The sequence below is a fragment of the Fictibacillus tiangongensis genome (assembly GCF_048083785.1).
GTDB lineage: Bacteria > Bacillota > Bacilli > Bacillales > Fictibacillaceae > Fictibacillus.
The window spans coordinates 827,674-847,036 of sequence record NZ_CP182294.1; the positions used below are offsets into that span (position 1 = coordinate 827,674).

Consider the following 19,363-nt stretch of genomic DNA (forward strand, 5'->3'; position numbering starts at 1 on the left):
ATGCTGGATACATTGATTTTTGCTGGACAGGTGATTGTTCCAAAGAGTAATGGAGCGGCGCTTCGAGGTGCTCAGATGAATGAACTCTCCATCATCGATAACGGAGCTGTTGGTATAAAAGATGGCGTCATCGCGTTTATAGGAACTGCGGAAGAAGCGGCTCAGTTACAAGCAAAAGAAACGATTGAGGCAGAAGGAAAACTGTTATCACCAGGCTTAGTGGACCCTCATACACATTTAGTGTTTGGGGGATCACGAGAGCATGAACTCGCTTTGAAACAACAAGGAGTTCCTTATTTAGAAATTTTAGCTCAAGGCGGAGGAATTCATTCAACGGTTAAAGCAACACGTGAAACAGCTGAAGATGCTCTCTATAAAAAGGGAATGTTCCATTTAAACAGGTGTTTAACATATGGTGTTACGACTATGGAAGCAAAGAGTGGATACGGTCTGGATAAACAGACCGAATTAAAGCAGTTAAGAGTAGCAAAACAGCTGAATGAAACTCACCCGATCGATCTTGTTGCTACTTTTTTGGGAGCTCATGCTATTCCTGAAAACTATAAAGGAAGACCAGATGCCTTTTTAGAAGAGATGCTTTCCTTGTTAAGCGTAATCTCAAAAGAAGGCCTGGCCGAGTTTGTAGATATTTTCTGTGAAACTGGTGTGTTTACGGTAGAACAGTCAAAAGTTTTTCTTCAAAAAGCAAAAACAGCAGGATTTGGTGTGAAAATTCATGCGGATGAAATCGATCCTCTCGGCGGAACGGAGATGGCCTGTGAGATCGGAGCTGTTTCTGCTGACCACTTAGTTGGAGCGAGTAAAGAAGGCGTTCGTATGCTAGGGGAATCAGATACGATCGCAGTCCTTCTTCCAGGAACAACGTTCTATTTAGGAAAAGATCATTTCGCTCCAGCACGGGATATGATCTCAAATGGAGCGGCTGTAGCGCTTTCGACTGATTTTAATCCTGGAAGTTCACCTACAGAAAATCTGCAGTTTATTATGACACTCGCTGCATTAAAGCTGAAGATGACACCAGAGGAAATTTGGAACGCAGTAACGGTGAACGCAGCTTTCGCGATTGGGCGCGGTGATGTTGCAGGTAGTTTAGAAATAGGAAGAAGAGCAGATCTTGTTCTGTGGGATGTACCAAACTATAAGTATATTCCATATCATTATGGTGTGAACCACGTTAATAAAGTGTGGAAGAACGGTAAGTTAGTAGTTGGAAAGGGAGATATTCATGCAAACTATACCCTTTCTACGTAAATCGGGTGAGGCGCCATTTACTGACAGAGGGATAAAAAAGGCAGGTCAGCTTTTGAAGCCTTGGTCAGGAGATGAAGTGAGAGGGGTAGCAATAGCTGGTGCTCCTCTCTCGAAGACTTCTATTTCGCATTCGGGTGCACATCTCACACCACAGACCATCCGTGCGATGATGCATTCGTTTTCCACTTATAGCATTGAAGAAGAAAGTGATCTTTGGGATTACAGCATTACAGATTTTGGAGATATCGAGATGCATGTAACAGATCTCTTTACTTCACAATCTAGAATACTTTCGGTCTTAAAAGATATTGGAGATCAGCATAGGGAAGCATGTGTAATTACGCTTGGTGGCGATCATTCTGTTTCTGCTGCAGCGATCAAAGCTTTTCAAGAAACGAGAGGGCGTGTTGGCATCATCCAGTTCGATGCACATTTTGATCTTCGGAATACGGAGGACGGTGGTCCATCAAACGGTACACCGTTTCGCCAACTCATAGAAAATGGAGTGATTACAGGTGATCAACTCGTTCAGATTGGTATTCGAGATTTCTCAAATGGGAAACTTTATCATGATTATGCAAAGGACCATGGAGTAACGGTTCATACGATGGGTGATGTAAAAAGAAACGGATTGCTTTCTTTATTACAAAAATCAGTTGACCAGTTAAAACAGACAACAGATAACATATATATTTCTCTCGACATGGATGTTTTAGATCAGGCATTTGCTCCAGGTTGTCCTGCGATCGGTCCAGGTGGATTAGACAGTGACTCGTTAATTGAAGGGATTCAGTATCTTGCAAAAGAGCCTTCTGTTAAGGGGATGGACATCGTGGAAATTGATCCAACCCTTGATTTCCGCAACATGACGAGCCGGTTAGCAGCTTACATCATCATACAATTCACGCTGTTTTATTCAGGAAGAAAGGGAGGTTTACGAAATGAGTGAGTTCGGAAAATTTATTGAATTGTCTAGAAATCAAAAGGGCTTGAGCAAATCAGAGCTTGCACGACGATTAAGCATCACTCCTCAATACATGGCAGATATTGAAAAAGGGAGAATGATTCCATCTGAAGAAAAGATAGAAAAGCTTGTTAAGACATTAGAGTTAAACGAAAAAGAAGCATTTAAACTAGCGGACAAACTTCCGTTACGTGTGTTAGCAGAGGCAAAACAACATTATTATAAACAAGGTTCCTAAAATTTATTTTGAAAACTACGCAATTGTCCTATTTATTTCATTCTTATTGAAACGAAAAAACACCGCTAGCCATTTCGGCTTTGCGGTGTTTCTTGTTTATAAGAATTAGCTCTCTCTAGGCTGAGAGGACTTTGGTTTTAATATTTTTTTAAGCTTAGACCAACGCAATTCAATAAACGGCTGTGCTAGTGCGATAACGGGTTTGCTTGCTAAAAATAGCGTTACGATTACAGCTAGGAAGAGGAGCATAAAGTAAGCGCCGTTCTCTTCAATAGATGCGAACAGATCTGTTGTAAATAAGTATTTCAGCACAAATCCATGCAGCAGATAGATGTATAATGTCCGTTCGCCAAATTCGGTGAAGAACATTCGTCTGCGCGGAAGAAGTGCTAAAAAGCTGAAGGTAGCGGCAAACATGACACCGTACATAGCAAGTCGTACAATACCGCCATACCAATCGTTGTATCCTAGAATTTCCGAGTAAGAAGATGACGAGAGAAGCCATTCTTTTGTACCGTTTGGAAAAATAAAATGATACGTAATAAACAATACCACTAAGAAAACAGCTGAGACAATCTTGGCTCTCGGACGTAATATCTTTTTGAAGTCTCTCTTTTCTAGAAGATGTCCAAGCAAGAACACAGGGAAAAAGACAAATGTTCGAAGGAGACTCAAAAATGTACCAATGTCATGAATATAACCTACTGCTACCCCTATCCCAATGGCAAGGAGAAGCGGATATTTCATTTTCACAAAGACTTTTAAAAGGATGTTCCAGAAAACCAAACTTAATAAGAACCAAAGTGTCCAGTGTGGAGAAAAGAAGTCTAGTTTCACTTCACTTTTACCATATAAGTCATAATAGAAAAAGCTGTAGATTAACTGGAATACTAGATAAGGAATCAACACTTTTTTAAAGATTTTTGGAAGATAGCCATCACGCCACACACCTTTAGTAAAAAATCCTGCTATTAATATGAATGCAGGCATGTGAAAGGTATATATAAAGTTGTAAATCGTGTAAAGCCACTCATTTTGACTTTTTATCGGGGAAATAAAGTGCCCGAACACGACGAGAAAAATTAAAATAAACTTAGCGTTGTCGAAATAATAATCGCGTTCTTTTGTAGCAGTACTCATCGATATTCCTCCAATAATTATTCACCTTATAAAGTATTCGAATGATTTTCTCATTTTTTTTACTTATTTTCTATAATTCCCAACATTGCAGGTGTTTCTAACCTATAAATAGAAAAAAACGTGTTTCCTATTACAGGAAACACGTTTTTCGTTAGAAATCGATCTTAATTTTGATAAACCCTGCACTTCTCAACGCTTCATAGATGATGACGATAGCAGGACCGACGATCAATCCGATAAAGCCTAGAAGCTGGAATCCAATATATAAGGAAACAAGAGCGGCTAGTGCAGATATACCAAGACTTGATCCGAGTATTTTTGGTTCGATAATTCTTCGAACGATGGTGATGACTCCAAACATGATCAGAAGTCCGAATGCAAGATGATCATTGTTATTGATAAAGAAGGAATAAGCCGCCCATGGGACAAGGAAAGATCCTGTTCCGAGAATTGGAAGGATATCCACAATAACGATCAAAAGAGCGAGAATAACCGCATACTCAACATCTAAAATCATGAGTCCGATCAATGCCAATGCGTATGTAACAAAACTTAAGATGATCTGAGCTCTAAAGAACCCTACTGTTGCTCTAGACAGTTGACTAAAGACCAATTCAACCTTTTCGCGGGCTGCTGTTGTAAATAGGTTAAGAAACTCAGCATACAGTCGCGGAAGATCCAGTGAAAATAAGAAAACGGCAACTACATAGATAATAAAATAGATCAACAATCCTGGTATGGCTGTGATCAGCCCTAATATACCCGAAGTTAAGTTCTTTGCTGTTTCAACACCATAATCCTTTAAACCTACTAATCCCTCTTCAAGTGTTCTCACCACTTCAGGAGGTAAGCTAGCATAAAAGTTTTCCATTTCATAAAACGTATTCTCTGCTACTTCGAACAGATGAACAGAATAGGATGGAAGAACGGTTATAAACTCGATAACCTGAATAACAAGTGTTGTTGTGAGCCAGTAAGAGCAAATACCTAATCCCGCAAGGTACAAGATAAAAGTAGCAGTGACGGCCAATAATCGTCTACCTTTAAATAGTCTAATAAACAATTTTACTACTGGTTCTAGCATTATAGCAGTAAGCAATGCGAGAAGGAGAGGTATACTGTAAAAGACAAAGATGACGATTCCGGCAAGCAAAATGAGTAATAAGATTAAGTTTTTTACAGTCATTTTCCAGCCCCGATCTCCGAAATTTTAGCCGGTCAGTAATTTTTCATTACTATCCATTATGACCGGAAAAAAAGATGTTAATTCTTTATATATACACAATGATGTTACGATAATGTGAAAATGTCAATCACAGAAACTGAAGTTTTCAAAAATCTTCTTATTTTCTTAATTCCCTCTTTAATGCGAGTATCGCGTTCAACTGTCCGCCAGCGATTAAGATCATCGCAGATAGATAGAACCACACCATTAATGTTAATAATGCGCCTAAATTTCCGTATATCTGTCCGTAGTCAAAAATAAGAACGTATGAAGAAAATAAATAAGAAAATAGATGCCAGCCTGCTGTCGAGAAAATAGCCCCTGGCCACACGTTTCTGAACGTCAATCTTACATTTGGAGCAAAACGATAAAGAGCCGAGAAAATGGAGAGAAGCACTGAGAAGCCAATAAGGTAGCGTGCTGTTTCCCATATATGCCAGACGGGATGTGAGAATCCTGTTCGTTCAAATATGTAAATCCCGATGTTCCTTCCAAAGACCGGCAAAAGGAGAGCCGTTATAACTGCGATCACAAGACCGAACGTAAGGAACATACCTAAAATGAGTTCTTTTATAAAAGGTCGGCTTTCTTCGACCTGATAAGCTTGGTTGAAAACCCGGATGATTGCGTGCGTCCCGATTGTTGCTAACCAAATCATGATGATTAATGAAACTGATAATACATCTCCTCTATGCTCGTCCAATACCGCCACTAGATTATACTCTAGTAAAGCATATGCTTCTTCTGGTGCGATAGACTGAAAAAGTGATAGTACATAAGCAGAAGAAATAGGCAAAAAGCTAAGGATCGTAAAGATTAGAAAAACAAAAGGAAACAGAGAAACTAGGAAGTAATAAGCTAGCTGTGCAGAAAGGTCAAATACTTTATCTTGAAAGAAACGGTGAAACCACTGTTTCATAAACCAACGCACGAGGACACCCCCATTAAATGGATCTTATCAATCTATCCTGCATTATTCCCTTAATAAAAAAAAAAGAACGCTTTTTTTGAAACAAAACGTTCACTCAATCGTATCAGTGATGTGAAGTTACAACGTAAATGCATTTTGAAACAAGTTACCGTTGCCTTGTTGAGCAACGAGGGCATCTACAAACAACGATTAAGGGAGAGGTTGTTGGTGTAGGTTGAGGCTGAATGAAAGGAAAACAACAAGGATTAATGTCTCGGCAAAATAAAGGAACACCACAAAAGTTTACACAGGATTGGCATCTAACTTTACATCCGCATGAACATGAACGCATAAAAAACACCCCCTTTGCTCTTATTATATGTAGAGATGGATAAGCCTGGCAGGGCATAACGTGTTCGTAATTACTCATTTTTTATTATTTTTGTCACGTTTTTCTAAAAGATAGGTGCTTTCATGCCTTGTCTACTTTGGTAGTTGATTGGATGGAACGAAAAATCAACTGCTTTTTAAAAACAACAGATGTTTAACAGGGAGGATTTTTTTAATGGATTTTTTAACACCAGATTTTTGGTCGGCCTTATTGGCGATCGTTGTTATCGACTTAGTATTAGCTGGTGATAACGCAATTGTAATCGGCTTGGCAGCTAGAAACTTGCCGAAGGAGAATCAGAAGAAAGTAATCATCTGGGGAACAGTAGGAGCGATCGTGATTCGTGCAGCAGCCACGCTTGCGGTTGTATGGCTGCTGCAGATTCCAGGCTTGCTGCTTGCAGGTGGATTAATTCTTGTCGTTATCGCTTATAAGCTTATGATCGAAGAAAAAGATCATGAGATTGAAGCCCAAAATAGTTTCTGGGCAGCCATTCGGACAATTATTATTGCTGATGCGGTAATGGGTCTTGATAACGTTCTTGCCGTTGCAGGTGCTGCACATGGCGATTTCTTACTGGTAGTAATCGGATTATTAATCTCAGTCCCTATTGTTGTTTGGGGAAGTACATTGTTCCTAAAGGTTATTGATAAATACCCGTTCATCATCACAATTGGAGCTGGTGTCCTTGCTTGGACGGCCTCTAAAATGATCGTCGGAGAAAAATTCATGGCTCCTTATTTTGAAAATGGATTTGTGAAATATGGATTTGAAGTTCTTGTGGTTCTCCTTGTGCTAGGATTAGGTACACTGAAGAAAAGAAAGATCGCTCAAGAGAGAGCATCTGAAAAAGTGCTTGCTAGAAAAGAAGCGTAAAAAAAGCCGCCTTGTGCGGTTTTTTTGTTACTTCATTTATGAAAAGATAACTAGTTCTAGGTAAAAAGTACTTGTTTCGAAAGGTTTTAATATGAAAATGAATCTTTTGTACCTGTTTAGACCTATTTCTTAAATCATTTATAACTAGATGTCGATATGTAGGTAAGGGGTTTTAGATGATAAATGGGGGTTAAACAGATGTTTAAAAGAATTCAAACAAAGATCATGCTTTCTGTAAGTATTCTAGTTGCACTTACACTCTTATCTGTATCGCTATTTTCTTATTTTCAAACCAAACAACAGCTTGAAAGCAACAGCAATGAACAAGCAACAAGTCTTTCAAGCGAAGTTAAAGCCTCAACAGAGCTGTATTTGAAATCATACGGAGATACAATCGATCGATACAGCCAGGACAGCAGACTTGTCAATTATTTAAAAACAGTAAAAACGAATGAAACAAAGGGTTTGAATGAATTTTGGCCGATCGTAGATCAAGACTTCAAACACTTTTTGGATCTTAATAAGAACGTTGCTGTCTTATACATAGGCGCAGAGACAAAACAGTTCAAAACGACTCCTGAACTTGAGCTGCCAGATGGATTTGATCCAACGGAACGCCCTTGGTATCAAACGGCTAAACAAACACCAGAAAAAATAATGTGGACAGAACCGTACGAAGATGCAAGTTCCGGTGAATATGTTGTAACAGTTACAAAACCGGTGTTAGACCCTGCAACAGATGAGGTTCTTGGTGTAGTTGGTCTTGATTTAAATCTTGGTGGATTGACGAGCATGATCAACAAAACGAAAGTCAGTTATAAAGGATATCCGGTCCTTTTTGATCCGAAAGGTATGGCACTCGTTCATCCGACACAACAAGGCAAAGACTTAAGTAAAGAGACATTTATAAAAGAGATATACAAAAATGAAAAAGGAAACGTTTCCTATACTTTTCAGAATAAAGACCGAGAACTCTATTACACGACGATAGCCGGCACGAACTGGAAGCTCGGTTTTGTCTACGATCAAAAAGAGCTGCTAAAAGATGCTGAAGAGCTTTTAAACATGATACTCATCTTTACATCTGTCGCAGTAATCGTGGCGTTAGGAGTAACTTATATGTTAGCAAAAAGTATCTCTAAACCAATTACTAGATTACAGACACAAGTACAAAAAGTTGCAGAAGGCGACCTTACAATATCTGTTGAAGCTAAGTCCAAAGACGAAGTGGGGACACTCACCCATCACTTTAACGCTATGGTAGAAAACATGCGTGGACTAATAACATCTGTCAGTCATTCTGTTATAACAGTTAATGAATCTACTTCTAATTTGAGTGCCGTGTCAGAAGAAACGATTGCTGCAAGTGAAGAAGTTTCAAGAGCAGTCAGAGAGATTGCTTCTGGAGCTACTACACAAGCGGAAGATGCCGATGAAACAAACCGTCGAACGATGGACTTATCCCTACAGATTGAAAAAGTAAATGAACAAGCAGAAGAGATGACCCGACTGTCTTTATTAGCTGAAGCAGCAAATAAAAAAGGAATCTCACAAATGGATGTGTTGCGTGAAAAAACGAGTGAAAGTAACCAAGTTCTGAAAAACATTGAATCTGTTATTTCTGGACTAGCTGTAAAAGTAGAAGAGATCGAGCACGTGATTCAAACGATTACAGAGATCTCGAACCAGACTAATCTACTAGCTTTGAATGCTAGTATTGAAGCAGCTAGAGCAGGTGAGAGCGGGCGAGGTTTTGCAGTGGTTGCTGATGAAGTACGAAAATTAGCAGAACAATCGGCTGTTGCAGCAGATAAAGTACGTAAGACGATCTCAGGAATTGGTGAAGAGTCTGAACGAGCTGTACACGAGATGGCATACACAAAAAGAATTGCTCACGATCAGAATATGAGTGTAACAGACACAGAGTCTGCCTTTAACGAAATCTCCGGTACGATGGCTGATATGGTGAGATCAATCGAACAGATTACGAGTGAAGTTGAGATGATCAACAACTATAAAGAGGAAGTAGTAGCCTCCATTCAAAGTATTGCAGCAGTAGCTGAACAATCTGCAGCAGCGAGTGAAGAAGTTAGCGCCTCTTCCGAAGAGCAAGTGCGTGCACTCTCCACAGTTTCTCAGTCGGCCGAAGAATTGAACGATGCATCACAAGCGCTGACTGAAATGATCAAACACTTCAAGATCTAGTACAAGTTGCAATTAGACAGATTATGATGTCGAATGGCTAGATTATCATCTGAATCGGACAGATACTGGAGTCAATCAGACAGATTGACTCCAAGAACGGACAGATTACCTTCGACAGTATAGAAAGAAGTCACATAAAAAAGGAAACCGGCTTTGCGGTTTCCTTTTTTTTTTATTTTAATAGATATCTCTCTTAGAAAACGTTACGAAAGCGATGATGAATCCAGCTATTCCCCAGACAGCTAATACGCTCATGGAGAACCCTAAAGACATCCCTTCGATTGGAGTTGCCATTCCACTCACATAGTTTGTAAGGTTCAGGTTTACCATAAAGAAATACTTCGCGCTTTCCCAAGATGATACCATGTTTGCTAAGATGGCTCCGGCAATGAGTGACGCGAGCATGATTCCCATAACGGCAGCCGTACTTCTTAACAGTACGGACAGCATGAAGGTGAGTGTTCCGACGATCATACATACATACCATACGAGACCGAACTCCATCAGGATGTATTGCCATTGTGGAACGATGTGTACATTTTCAGTTAAAAGTTCATCTCCAGAAACCGTGAAGCCTGTTAATAGTGGCATGTTCCATCCGCCATATCCGAAGACGACGCCAGATATTCCATACGATAGAACGGCTACTGATAGAACGATGAATGATATCGAGAGCAGCATCGCTAAGTATTTGCTAAGAAGAATGCGCCATCGTTTAACTGGACGAGTGAGTAAAAGTTTAATCGTTCCTCCGCTTGATTCAGAAGAAACGAGGTCTGCCACAATGACCATGACGAGCAAAGGGAGAAGTAGATCGATCGAGTTCTCAACGAATATTCGCATGAAAGTTGGTGCTCCTGGAGCACGTGGATCGATATCGTTCTCTAAATAATACTGTTGCTGTGAAAGTCTGATCTTTAGAAATTTACGCCATTCATCTTGAATGCGGCTTGAGCTTAGTCGGTTTTGAGTGTCAGTGATCTCTTGCTGCAGTGTAGTTCGCCAATCTTGATTCCCCATCTTCTCACGTTGATCTTGTATCTCTTTAAACTGAGCATATGTAAAAAGAGGAACTAAGAAAGCGATGATCAAGATGATGACATACAATCGTTTTTTTCTTAGAAGCTTTAACATTTCATTCCGGACAAGATTAATCAATGCTTTCGCCTCCTGTTACTTCTAAGAACAGATCTTCTAAAGAAGGAAGCTGAGTTCTCATTTCTTTTACCTTCACTCCAGCTTTTACGAGTTTTTCGTTCCAATCTGGCAGCAATGGTTCATTATATAACGTGATTAGTGTTTGATCAGGACCTTCTGTAACTTCTGTTTCCATAGAAAGAATCTCTTTAGCGACTTGAATAGGTTCAGCACGCCAAATCACACGTTCCTGTTCAGCCAATAGGTTATCAACAGAGTCTGTGCGTAATACCGTACCTTTTGAGATGATCGCCACACGATCACACATCAGCTGAATCTCACTTAACAAATGGGAGGATACAAGAACGCTTAAGTTTTCTTCTCTTGCTAACTGTCGTATAAATTCACGCATCTCTCGGATACCTGCAGGGTCGAGTCCATTTGTCGGTTCGTCCAAAATCAGTACTTTCGGTTTTCCTAAAAGAGCTTGAGCAATTCCTAAACGCTGTCTCATACCGAGTGAATAGGTGCTTACACGATCGTGAATTCGATTTTGTAACCCTACGAGTTCGATGACTTCCTTTAATCTCGTCTTAGGGATGGATGAATCCATTTTTTGAAAGTGTATAAGATTTTCCCAACCTGTTAAGTACGGATACAGTTCAGGGTTTTCAACAATACAGCCGAGATGTCTCATCGCTTCGGTAAATTCCGTTCGTACATTCTTACCACCGATTTTAATCGTTCCAGAAGTAGGAGAGATCAAACCAACGATCATTCGAATCGTCGTCGTTTTTCCAGCACCGTTCGGTCCAAGAAAACCAAAGACTTCTCCGGGAACAAGGGTAAAGGAAACACCTTTTATGATCTGCTTGCCCTTAATTTTCTTAGTTAGATTCTTTACTTCTAATGCAGGTGTCTGGCTCATGATTCGTTCTCCTCCTGTTCAAATTTGATCAGTGAGGCTACTCGTTCAGCAATCAGCTTGTAACCTTCCGTGTTAGGATGAAATTGATCGGTATAGAGATAGTTTTCTACTTGAAGCTGAAAGAGATCAAAGGTAGGTACATATACGATGTTATCTAAGCCAGCTGCTGTTTCAGCAGACTGGAAGTTCCAGTCTCTAACGATTGAAGAAGTCGTTTTTGAATCGGGCATATTGCTAAAAGGGTTGTACAACCCAACATGATAGATGACTGCCTCAGGATTCAGTTCTCTGAGCTGTGTATAGATTTTTTTTACATTGCTTAAATAGATCTGTTTTTTACCGTTAATCGTATTATTATCTAGATTCTCAAGTGCTGCTCCTTGTTGAAAAAGGTCATTTCCGCCAATCGTCATGACGATCACATCTGCTTGTTTGGCTTGACGCTGAATCTCACTTTGTTGCAGCTGCTTAAGAAGACCTCTAGATGTTTCCCCCTTGATGGCAGTGTTAAGCAGATTAATCTCTTGGTCTGTTTTTTCTTTTAAGCGTTCAGTTAGATAGCCAGTATAACCTTTTCCGTCAGCGTCACCGGTTCCACGAGTAAGAGAATCCCCTAATGCAAAGATCGTAAGGGTGCCATCTTGTTTCTCTGTTGAAGTTGATTCGGTTTTTTCTTTAAGTTGTGAAACTTTTTTATTAGCGGAAAATTGGTCTTGTAACGTCCAGCCAAGACCAAACAGCCATAATACTGTGGCTGCAATAGAGACAATTGAAACGACCGTTAAGGTATATTTTTTCAAAACCGCTTTCATCCTTCCTAAATCCTTGATCTGTTCTTTATAGAATAGCAAATAATGACGCATATTCTAACTTTTTTGCCTATTTGCGGTAAAATAAACCAAAGGGAGTGGAATCATGAAAAAAAAATTTAAGTGGGGTTCATCATGAATTGGAAACCAGTCGGAGAGCAAGACAGAATTCATTCGCTAGATGTAATGCGCGGTATCGCCATTTTTGGCATTCTACTCGTAAATATGAAGTCATATTCAGGACCGGACTCACCGATCCGTGCTTTGAGTTATGAATATTTTGATGAGCCGTATAACGTATGGACGAATGTGCTGTTAGAGTTTTTTGTTCAAGGAAACTTTATAACGATGTTTTCCTTTTTATTTGGTTTTGGTATCGTGTTGATGGCAGAAAGAGCTGCGGCGAAAAAGACGAGGTTTGTTCCTGTATTTCTAAGACGACAGTTTGTTCTGCTTCTCTTTGGAATCCTTCATGTTCTGTTTTTTTGGTACGGTGATATATTGATCATGTACGCGATCGTTGGTCTGTTCATGTTGATCTTTTATCGTTTAAATAGGAAAGTATTAATCATAACGGGATTTCTGTTAATAACGGTTTACAGTTTATTTATGACAACATTAACGTACGATTATTGGAGTAGTGGCGCGGCGAAAACCTATCAAAGTGCTCAAAATGAGCTTTATGAACAAGAGATCGCGCAATCCATTCAAATTTACAGCAATGGTACCTATGTTGAGATCATGAAGGAAAGAATTCATGAATGGGGAGATCTGAACCGTTATTTTCTCTTTTTTATAGCAGGACTTTTGCCGATGTTTTTATTCGGTGCTTATGCTGCTAAGAAAAGAACATTCACGAATCGAGGCTTATGGAGACTGTGGCTGTTAACATTGATCCTTGGTCCTGGAAGTAAATCATTCGCTGTTATTTTCTTTCCTTATAAAGGAGAAGATTGGCGTTATGAGACTGCAATGTCATGGGGATACGAATTTGGTGGGGCAATGATGAGCATCTTCTACATCTGCAGCATCGTCCTTCTCTATCGAAGTGGAGTATGTAAACGTTTGTTTAACTTCTTTCAATTTACAGGTCGTATGGCTTTTACGAACTACTTAACTCAATCGATCATCGCGACAACGATCTTCTATAGTTATGGGTTAGGTCTGTATGGTGAGTTTGGACCACTCGTTGGTGTTATCTTGGCATGCGTTATTTTTTCTATCCAAGTTATTTTTTCAAAGTGGTGGATAAAAAGGTATTACATGGGACCGCTTGAATGGGTGTGGCGCTCACTAACATATGGCCGAAAACAGCGATTCAAAAGAAACGAAATAAGCAATGGATAAAGAAGCTGAGAATTCTCGCTTCTTTTTGTTTTGCACAATTCTAAAATTTTCGGTACACTCTAAGTAACATATATGAGCATATGTTCATATAATGAATAAAGCCGGATTTTAGGGAGCTGTTTTTCATGTCTGATCAGCAAAACAAATATGAACACCTCGATGAGGAAACACTATTTATCGTATCTCAAACGTTTAAAGCACTTTCAGATCCAACTCGCATTCGAATTTTGCATCTACTAGGGGAGAGAGAATGCAATGTTTCTGAAATTGCTGAAGAACTATCACTTATGCAATCAACAGTATCCCATCAGTTACGGTTTTTGAAAAATTTAAGACTTGTTAAATTTAGACGCGCTGGAACTACACTATTCTACTCAATAGATGACGAGCATGTGATGACCCTTCTGCATCAATCCATCCATCATGCTAGACACGACTAGAAAGGAGGGACTTTAAATGAAAGAACATAAAATCACAGGATTATCTTGTGGGCATTGTGCATTAAAGCTGGAAGAACAGATCCAACAGCTTCCTGGTGGAGAGCGAGCGAAGGTGCAATTTAACTCAAGCAAAATTGTATTAGATGAACAAATGGATATGGACAGTGTTCGTTCTATCCTTTCAACGGAAAATGTGCGTTTTGAATCAGATGGAGAGCCTACAGGACCTAATTGGCTCATGATTGGTTTATACGTCTCCGTTGCTTCCTTCATAGCAGCACTTATAACAGAACATATGATGAACATAACGTATGTTTCCGTACTATTTTATGCGGTTGCGACGATTTCTTCTGGGTACTCAACGTTTTTAAAAGGCCTTCGAAATCTAACAAAGTTAAAATTTGATATAAACACTTTAATGACAGTTGCCTTAGTCGGTGCAGTAGCCATCGGAGAATGGAAAGAAGCTGCACTTGTGGCAATCCTTTTTGGTATTAATGAACTGCTTGAATCTTATGGGATGGAAAAAGCACGTCGTTCGATGGAATCTCTTTTAAAGGTAGCACCGAAAGAAGCACTTCTCTTAAGAGACGGGAAAACAGAAGTTATTTCGATCGAAAAACTTGCTGTTGATGATGTGGTTCTTGTAAAAACAGGGCAAAAGATCCCATCAGACGGCGTTGTTGTCTATGGAAAAAGTTCTGTGAACGAAGCCGCGATCACAGGTGAATCACTTCCTGTGGAAAAAGAGAGTGGAGAGAACGTATTTGGCGGAAGCATCAATAACGAAGGTGTTCTTCATGTGAAAATATCGAAGACTTATAACCAATCAGCTCTTTCTAAAATTTTGGCTCTTGTTCAGGAAGCACAAGAATCCAAAACGCCAACGGAGCTTTTCATCAATCGGTTTGCAAACTATTACACACCGATCATCATGATTATTTCTGCACTTGTTATGTTAGTACCGCCACTCTTGTTCAACGATCCCTGGGGTGAATGGTTCTATCAAGGACTTGCGGTATTGATCGTGGGCTGCCCTTGTGCGCTTATTCTATCTTCACCGATTGCGATCCTATCTGGAATTACCGTTAATGCAAGAAATGGGATCTTGATCAAAGGCGGGGCTTATCTTGAACAGCTTGGGAAGATAAATATCATTGCTTTTGACAAAACCGGTACTCTTACACTAGGGGAACCGCACGTTGTGGCGGAGAAAGCGTTCCATCCCGACTTTTATAAAGTGGCTTATGCGATTGAAAAGTCTTCTTCACACCCACTTGCAAAGGCAGTCGTTGCAAAGTGCCGGGAAGTTGGTGCTGAAGAAGTAGAAGCGGATGAAATTACTACAGTTAGTGGTCAAGGAATTACAGCGGTAGTTGATCATAAAACGTATAGGCTAGGAAACGAAAAAATCATTGGCAGTACGCATGCGGATGAGGACGTAAAAAAAGTTATTGATTCATTTAAAGCAGAAGGTAATACGATCGTCCTCGTTGCAAGTGACACTGAAATTCTTGGTGTGTTTGCTATTGCTGATGAAATTAGAAAAGAAAGTCCTGACATTATCTCTCTGCTTCATGAAAAAGGAATAAAAGAAACGGTCATGCTGACTGGTGATCACCCCATTGTTGCAGAAAAAGTTGCTAAGAAAACGGGAGTGTCTACTTTCTTCGGGGGGCTGCTGCCAGAGGAAAAAGTAGAAAAGATTAGATCGCTAAAGAAGCATGGGAAAGTGGCTATGATTGGTGATGGAATCAACGATGCTCCCGCATTAGCTACTGCTGACCTCGGTATAGCGATGGGGAAAGGAACAGATAGTGCGATCGAAACGGCAGATATTGTACTCATGCAAGATCATTTAGGAAAACTTCCAGATGCTGTTCAGGTTTCAAGGAAAGTAAATACAATCATCAAGTGGAACATCGGATTATCACTTGGGTTGAAGCTTTTAGCTCTGCTGCTTACGATACCGGGATGGCTCACACTTTGGATTGCAATCCTTTCTGACATGGGTGCTACAATTCTTGTAACATTGATCAGCCTTACTGTTCTGCTTCACAATAGAAAATAGTGAACGTAAAAAGTCATGCAGCTGCATGGCTTTTTTAGTACCATAAAGGGGTATGAACTTAGGATTTTTTAGGAGGAACGCATGTCATGTCAGAAACCGTGATTCAATTTTTCCAAGAGTATAGCGAATGGGCGATTATCATTTCACTCGTACTCAATATATTAATTGGAATTTTAGGTGTTGTTCCTACTGTTTTTATAACAGCAGCAAATATTTTATTCTTTGGGTTTTGGTACGGAACATTCATTTCATTTATTGGAGAAGCATTAGGAGCAATGGTTGCTTTTTTTCTATACAGAAAAGGATTCAAACAGGTTTCTAGAGAGAAGCTTAAGGGGTACCCCAGGGTGGTAAGGTTATTAGATGCAAAAGGAAAGGAAGCATTCATTCTCATTCTGTCACTTCGATTGCTGCCATTTGTCCCATCTGGATTCGTTACGTTTGCTAGTGCCATCGGGGCTGTCTCAGCATGGACTTTTGTTGTAGCGAGTTCAATAGGGAAGATACCAGCATTGGTACTTGAAGCATATTCAGTGTATAACGTTACCGAATGGAATACAGAAGGAAAGATCATTTTAGGAGTTGTAGCGTTAGCAGGGATCTGCATTTTTGTAAACAAAAGAAGAAACTGATCATAACATTTGATACTATAGGGGGGTATAGTATATACTAACTTTGTAAGCATCCAAAACGAAGGGATGAACCCATATGGAAAAAAAAACACATCGCTGTGACAGTGATAAACAAGATTTAAACAACCGTTTAAAAAAGATCGAGGGCCAAGTTCGTGGTCTTCAAAAAATGATAGAAGATGATCGTTATTGCATAGATGTTCTTGTTCAGATTTCAGCTGTGACAGCCGGATTAAAAAGAGTAGGATTTCAATTGATGGAAAGTCACACTCAGCATTGTGTGGCTGATGCGATAAAATCTGGTGATGGAGAAGACTCTATCGAAGAATTAATGAGGGTCATTAAGCAATTCTCTAAATCATAAAAGAAGGTGAAGACCATGAGCAAAAAGAAAGTAAATCTAGGAATCACGGGCATGACGTGCTCAGCTTGTTCAACTCGAATCGAGAAAGTGCTGAACAAAATGGATCATGTCGATGTTAACGTCAACTTAGCCATGGAGAAAGCTTCTGTAACGTTCGACTCTGAGATGATAAGCCTTCAGGAGATTGAACAAAAAATTGAAAAGCTAGGATACGGTGTTGTGAAAGAAAAGATAGATCTTGATATTTCAGGCATGACTTGTGCAGCATGTTCTACACGCATTGAAAAAAGCTTAAACCGTATGGAAGGAATCTCTAGTGCTACCGTTAACTTAACGGGTGAAACAGGATCCATAGAATATAACCCTGCGATTGTTTCTGTAGACGATGTTTTAAACAAGATTAAGAAGCTTGGGTATCATGCGTCGACTCACCAAGATCGTGAAACGAAAAAGACGAAGAAGGAAGAAGAGATCACGGCTAAGAAGAGAAAGTTAATTCTTTCTATCACCTTGTCTCTTCCACTTCTCTATACGATGTTTGCTCATATGCCTTGGGGTTTTGGTCTTTTGATGCCTTCATTATTCATGAACCCTTGGTTTCAATTTATTCTCGCTTCTATCGTACAATTTTATATCGGAGGACCTTTTTATATAGGGGCTTTTCGAGCGCTTCGTAATAAGAGTGCGAACATGGATGTTCTTGTTGCACTCGGAACGTCTGCTGCCTTTTTTTACAGCGTCGTTGAAGCTTTTAAAACGATTAGTAATCCCGACTATATGCCCCAGCTGTACTTTGAAACGAGCGCTGTATTAATAACGCTAATCTTAGTCGGTAAATATTTCGAGACTCTCGCAAAAGGTAGAACAACTGAGGCGATTTCCAAACTATTGAATCTGCAGGCAAAGGAAGCTACTGTCGTTCGAGATGGAATGGAAGAGAAGATTTTAATCGATCAAGTGGTGGTGGGGGATACGCTGGTTATTAAACCGGGTGAAAAAATACCAGTCGATGGTACTGTGCTCTCTGGAAATTCTTCTGTCGATGAAAGTATGATTACAGGCGAAGCGATTCCTGTTGAAAAAGCGGAAGGTGATTTCGTTATTGGAGCTACACTCAACAAGAATGGCACGCTTCGTATGAAAGCCAAAAAAGTAGGAAAAGAAACGGCTCTAGCAGGAATCATAAAGATTGTTGAAGAAGCTCAAGGATCGAAAGCACCCATACAACGTATGGCAGACTATATTTCAGGGATCTTCGTGCCGATTGTAGTAGGTATCGCAATACTTGCTTTTGTAACTTGGTATTTTCTTGTTGATTCAGGAAACCTGCCTCAAGCACTTGAAGTCAGCATCGCCATTCTAGTGATTGCCTGCCCATGCGCACTTGGTCTTGCAACACCCACATCCATTATGGTTGGAACGGGTAAAGGCGCAGAGCAGGGCATCTTGTTCAAAGGTGGAGAGTATCTAGAAGGTGCTCAAAGAATTGATGCTGTTCTACTTGATAAAACAGGAACGGTTACAAAAGGTAAGCCAGAAGTAACAGATCTCACAGAGTTAAAAGAAGGTTTCCTTGCTCATGTGATTTCCGCAGAAAAAAGCTCCGAACACCCTTTAGCGGAAGCGATTGTTGAGTATGGAAACAAACAGCATATACCATCCATTGAGACGGAATCCTTTCATGCTATCCCGGGGCATGGTATTGAAGCGGTAGTTAGTGGCAAAAACGTACTCGTCGGAACGAGAAAGCTCATGAAAGAAAAAGCTGTAGAATACAAAGAGCAGGAAGCACTTCTTGAAGCATATGAGAACGAAGGAAAAACAGCTATGCTTGGTGCAGTAGATGGAGAGCTCGTTCTAATTGTAGCTGTTGCTGATACGGTAAAAGAAACTTCTAAAAATGCGATTAACGCTTTAACAGAACAGGGTATTGATGTGTATATGATCACAGGTGATAACAAAAGAACAGCTCTTGCGATCGCACAAGAAGTAGGCATTAAAGAGGTATTCGCTGAAGTCTTACCCGAAGATAAAGCACGTATTGTGAAAGAACTTCAAGATAAGGGAAAAACAGTAGCGATGGTAGGCGATGGGATCAATGATGCTCCAGCACTCGCGACAGCTGATATTGGAATGGCAATCGGAACAGGAACAGATGTAGCGATAGAAGCCGCTGATGTTACGCTTGTTGGCGGGGATCTAAATCATATTCCTAAAGCGATAGAATTAAGCCGGAAGACAATGCGGAACATTAAACAAAACTTATTTTGGGCATTGTTTTACAATACAGCAGGTATTCCGATAGCTGCATTCGGTTTGCTCGAACCATGGGTTGCCGGAGCGGCTATGGCTTTTAGCTCTGTTTCTGTTGTAACGAACGCATTGCGTTTGAAACGAGTCAACTTATAAACTAT

Annotated in this window: 17 protein-coding genes; 11 read left to right on the top strand and 6 right to left on the bottom strand. The window is 40.0% G+C overall.

The window, feature by feature from the left end:
• From hutI to ACNJYY_RS04600, 3 genes are read left to right on the top strand one after another with little or no spacing between them, the layout of a single operon-like run.
• On the top strand, positions 1 to 1,272 hold the full coding sequence (hutI, locus tag ACNJYY_RS04590; protein ID WP_416730739.1) for an imidazolonepropionase: 1,272 nt from the start codon (positions 1 to 3) through the stop codon (positions 1,270 to 1,272).
• On the top strand, positions 1,247 to 2,221 hold the full coding sequence (gene hutG, locus ACNJYY_RS04595; protein ID WP_416730740.1) for a formimidoylglutamase: 975 nt from the start codon (positions 1,247 to 1,249) through the stop codon (positions 2,219 to 2,221). Before hutI ends, hutG begins: the two co-directional genes overlap by 26 nt.
• On the top strand, positions 2,214 to 2,474 hold the full coding sequence (locus ACNJYY_RS04600; RefSeq protein WP_066391554.1) for a helix-turn-helix domain-containing protein: 261 nt from the start codon (positions 2,214 to 2,216) through the stop codon (positions 2,472 to 2,474). The genes hutG and ACNJYY_RS04600 overlap by 8 nt, the downstream gene beginning before the upstream one ends.
• Before the next feature lie 105 nt (positions 2,475 to 2,579).
• On the opposite strand, the gene ACNJYY_RS04605 is transcribed toward ACNJYY_RS04600, so the two are convergent.
• The 3 genes from ACNJYY_RS04605 to ACNJYY_RS04615 form a co-directional block, all read right to left on the bottom strand.
• On the bottom strand, positions 2,580 to 3,614 hold the full coding sequence (locus ACNJYY_RS04605; protein WP_416730741.1) for an acyltransferase family protein: 1,035 nt from the start codon (positions 3,612 to 3,614) through the stop codon (positions 2,580 to 2,582).
• Positions 3,615 to 3,765: 151 nt separating this feature from the next.
• Positions 3,766 to 4,800 (bottom strand): sporulation integral membrane protein YtvI, encoded by a 1,035-nt coding sequence (ytvI, locus tag ACNJYY_RS04610; RefSeq protein ID WP_416730742.1) that lies wholly within the window; start codon positions 4,798 to 4,800, stop codon positions 3,766 to 3,768.
• 157 nt (positions 4,801 to 4,957) lie between these two features.
• Positions 4,958 to 5,770, bottom strand: a complete 813-nt coding sequence (locus ACNJYY_RS04615; RefSeq protein WP_416730743.1) for a YihY/virulence factor BrkB family protein — start codon at positions 5,768 to 5,770, stop codon at positions 4,958 to 4,960.
• 544 nt (positions 5,771 to 6,314) lie between these two features.
• On the opposite strand from ACNJYY_RS04615, the gene ACNJYY_RS04620 reads away from it, so the two are divergent.
• Together ACNJYY_RS04620 and ACNJYY_RS04625 are read left to right on the top strand one after the other, a co-directional pair.
• Positions 6,315 to 7,016 (top strand): TerC family protein, encoded by a 702-nt coding sequence (locus ACNJYY_RS04620; protein WP_144702668.1) that lies wholly within the window; start codon positions 6,315 to 6,317, stop codon positions 7,014 to 7,016.
• A gap of 198 nt (positions 7,017 to 7,214) precedes the next feature.
• A complete protein-coding gene (locus ACNJYY_RS04625; RefSeq protein ID WP_416730744.1) occupies positions 7,215 to 9,221 on the top strand; it encodes a methyl-accepting chemotaxis protein in 2,007 nt (668 codons plus the stop codon).
• 177 nt (positions 9,222 to 9,398) lie between these two features.
• Here the strand turns inward: ACNJYY_RS04625 and ACNJYY_RS04630 are convergent, their stop codons facing one another.
• The 3 genes from ACNJYY_RS04630 to ACNJYY_RS04640 are packed head-to-tail and all read right to left on the bottom strand — an operon-like array spanning position 9,399 to position 12,086.
• The gene (locus ACNJYY_RS04630; protein ID WP_137790451.1) at positions 9,399 to 10,379 is read right to left on the bottom strand and encodes an ABC transporter permease; all 981 of its coding nucleotides are present in this window, start codon (positions 10,377 to 10,379) and stop codon (positions 9,399 to 9,401) included.
• Positions 10,372 to 11,286: an ABC transporter ATP-binding protein gene (locus ACNJYY_RS04635; protein WP_416730745.1), complete on the bottom strand. Its 915-nt coding sequence runs from the start codon at positions 11,284 to 11,286 to the stop codon at positions 10,372 to 10,374. The genes ACNJYY_RS04630 and ACNJYY_RS04635 overlap by 8 nt, the downstream gene beginning before the upstream one ends.
• Positions 11,283 to 12,086: an SGNH/GDSL hydrolase family protein gene (locus tag ACNJYY_RS04640; RefSeq protein ID WP_416730746.1), complete on the bottom strand. Its 804-nt coding sequence runs from the start codon at positions 12,084 to 12,086 to the stop codon at positions 11,283 to 11,285. Before ACNJYY_RS04640 ends, ACNJYY_RS04635 begins: the two co-directional genes overlap by 4 nt.
• A 144-nt stretch (positions 12,087 to 12,230) precedes the next feature.
• Here ACNJYY_RS04640 and ACNJYY_RS04645 point away from each other — a divergent pair, with 144 nt between their 5' ends.
• The 6 genes from ACNJYY_RS04645 to ACNJYY_RS04670 all read left to right on the top strand — a co-directional run bounded on the left by ACNJYY_RS04645 (position 12,231) and on the right by ACNJYY_RS04670 (position 19,358).
• On the top strand, positions 12,231 to 13,442 hold the full coding sequence (locus tag ACNJYY_RS04645; RefSeq protein WP_416730747.1) for a DUF418 domain-containing protein: 1,212 nt from the start codon (positions 12,231 to 12,233) through the stop codon (positions 13,440 to 13,442).
• A gap of 125 nt (positions 13,443 to 13,567) precedes the next feature.
• A complete protein-coding gene (locus ACNJYY_RS04650; RefSeq protein WP_066391583.1) occupies positions 13,568 to 13,882 on the top strand; it encodes an ArsR/SmtB family transcription factor in 315 nt (104 codons plus the stop codon).
• 16 nt (positions 13,883 to 13,898) lie between these two features.
• Complete coding sequence (locus tag ACNJYY_RS04655) at positions 13,899 to 15,953, top strand: heavy metal translocating P-type ATPase (RefSeq protein ID WP_416730748.1); 2,055 nt, start codon at positions 13,899 to 13,901, stop codon at positions 15,951 to 15,953.
• An 86-nt stretch (positions 15,954 to 16,039) separates the two neighbouring features.
• A complete protein-coding gene (locus ACNJYY_RS04660) occupies positions 16,040 to 16,585 on the top strand; it encodes a TVP38/TMEM64 family protein (RefSeq protein WP_416730749.1) in 546 nt (181 codons plus the stop codon).
• Positions 16,586 to 16,661: 76 nt separating this feature from the next.
• Positions 16,662 to 16,949 carry a metal-sensing transcriptional repressor gene (locus ACNJYY_RS04665; RefSeq protein WP_416730750.1) on the top strand — a complete coding sequence of 96 codons (288 nt, stop codon included), beginning with the start codon at positions 16,662 to 16,664 and terminating at the stop codon, positions 16,947 to 16,949.
• A gap of 15 nt (positions 16,950 to 16,964) precedes the next feature.
• Positions 16,965 to 19,358 (top strand): heavy metal translocating P-type ATPase, encoded by a 2,394-nt coding sequence (locus ACNJYY_RS04670; protein WP_416730751.1) that lies wholly within the window; start codon positions 16,965 to 16,967, stop codon positions 19,356 to 19,358.
• Positions 19,359 to 19,363: the final 5 nt, after the last annotated feature.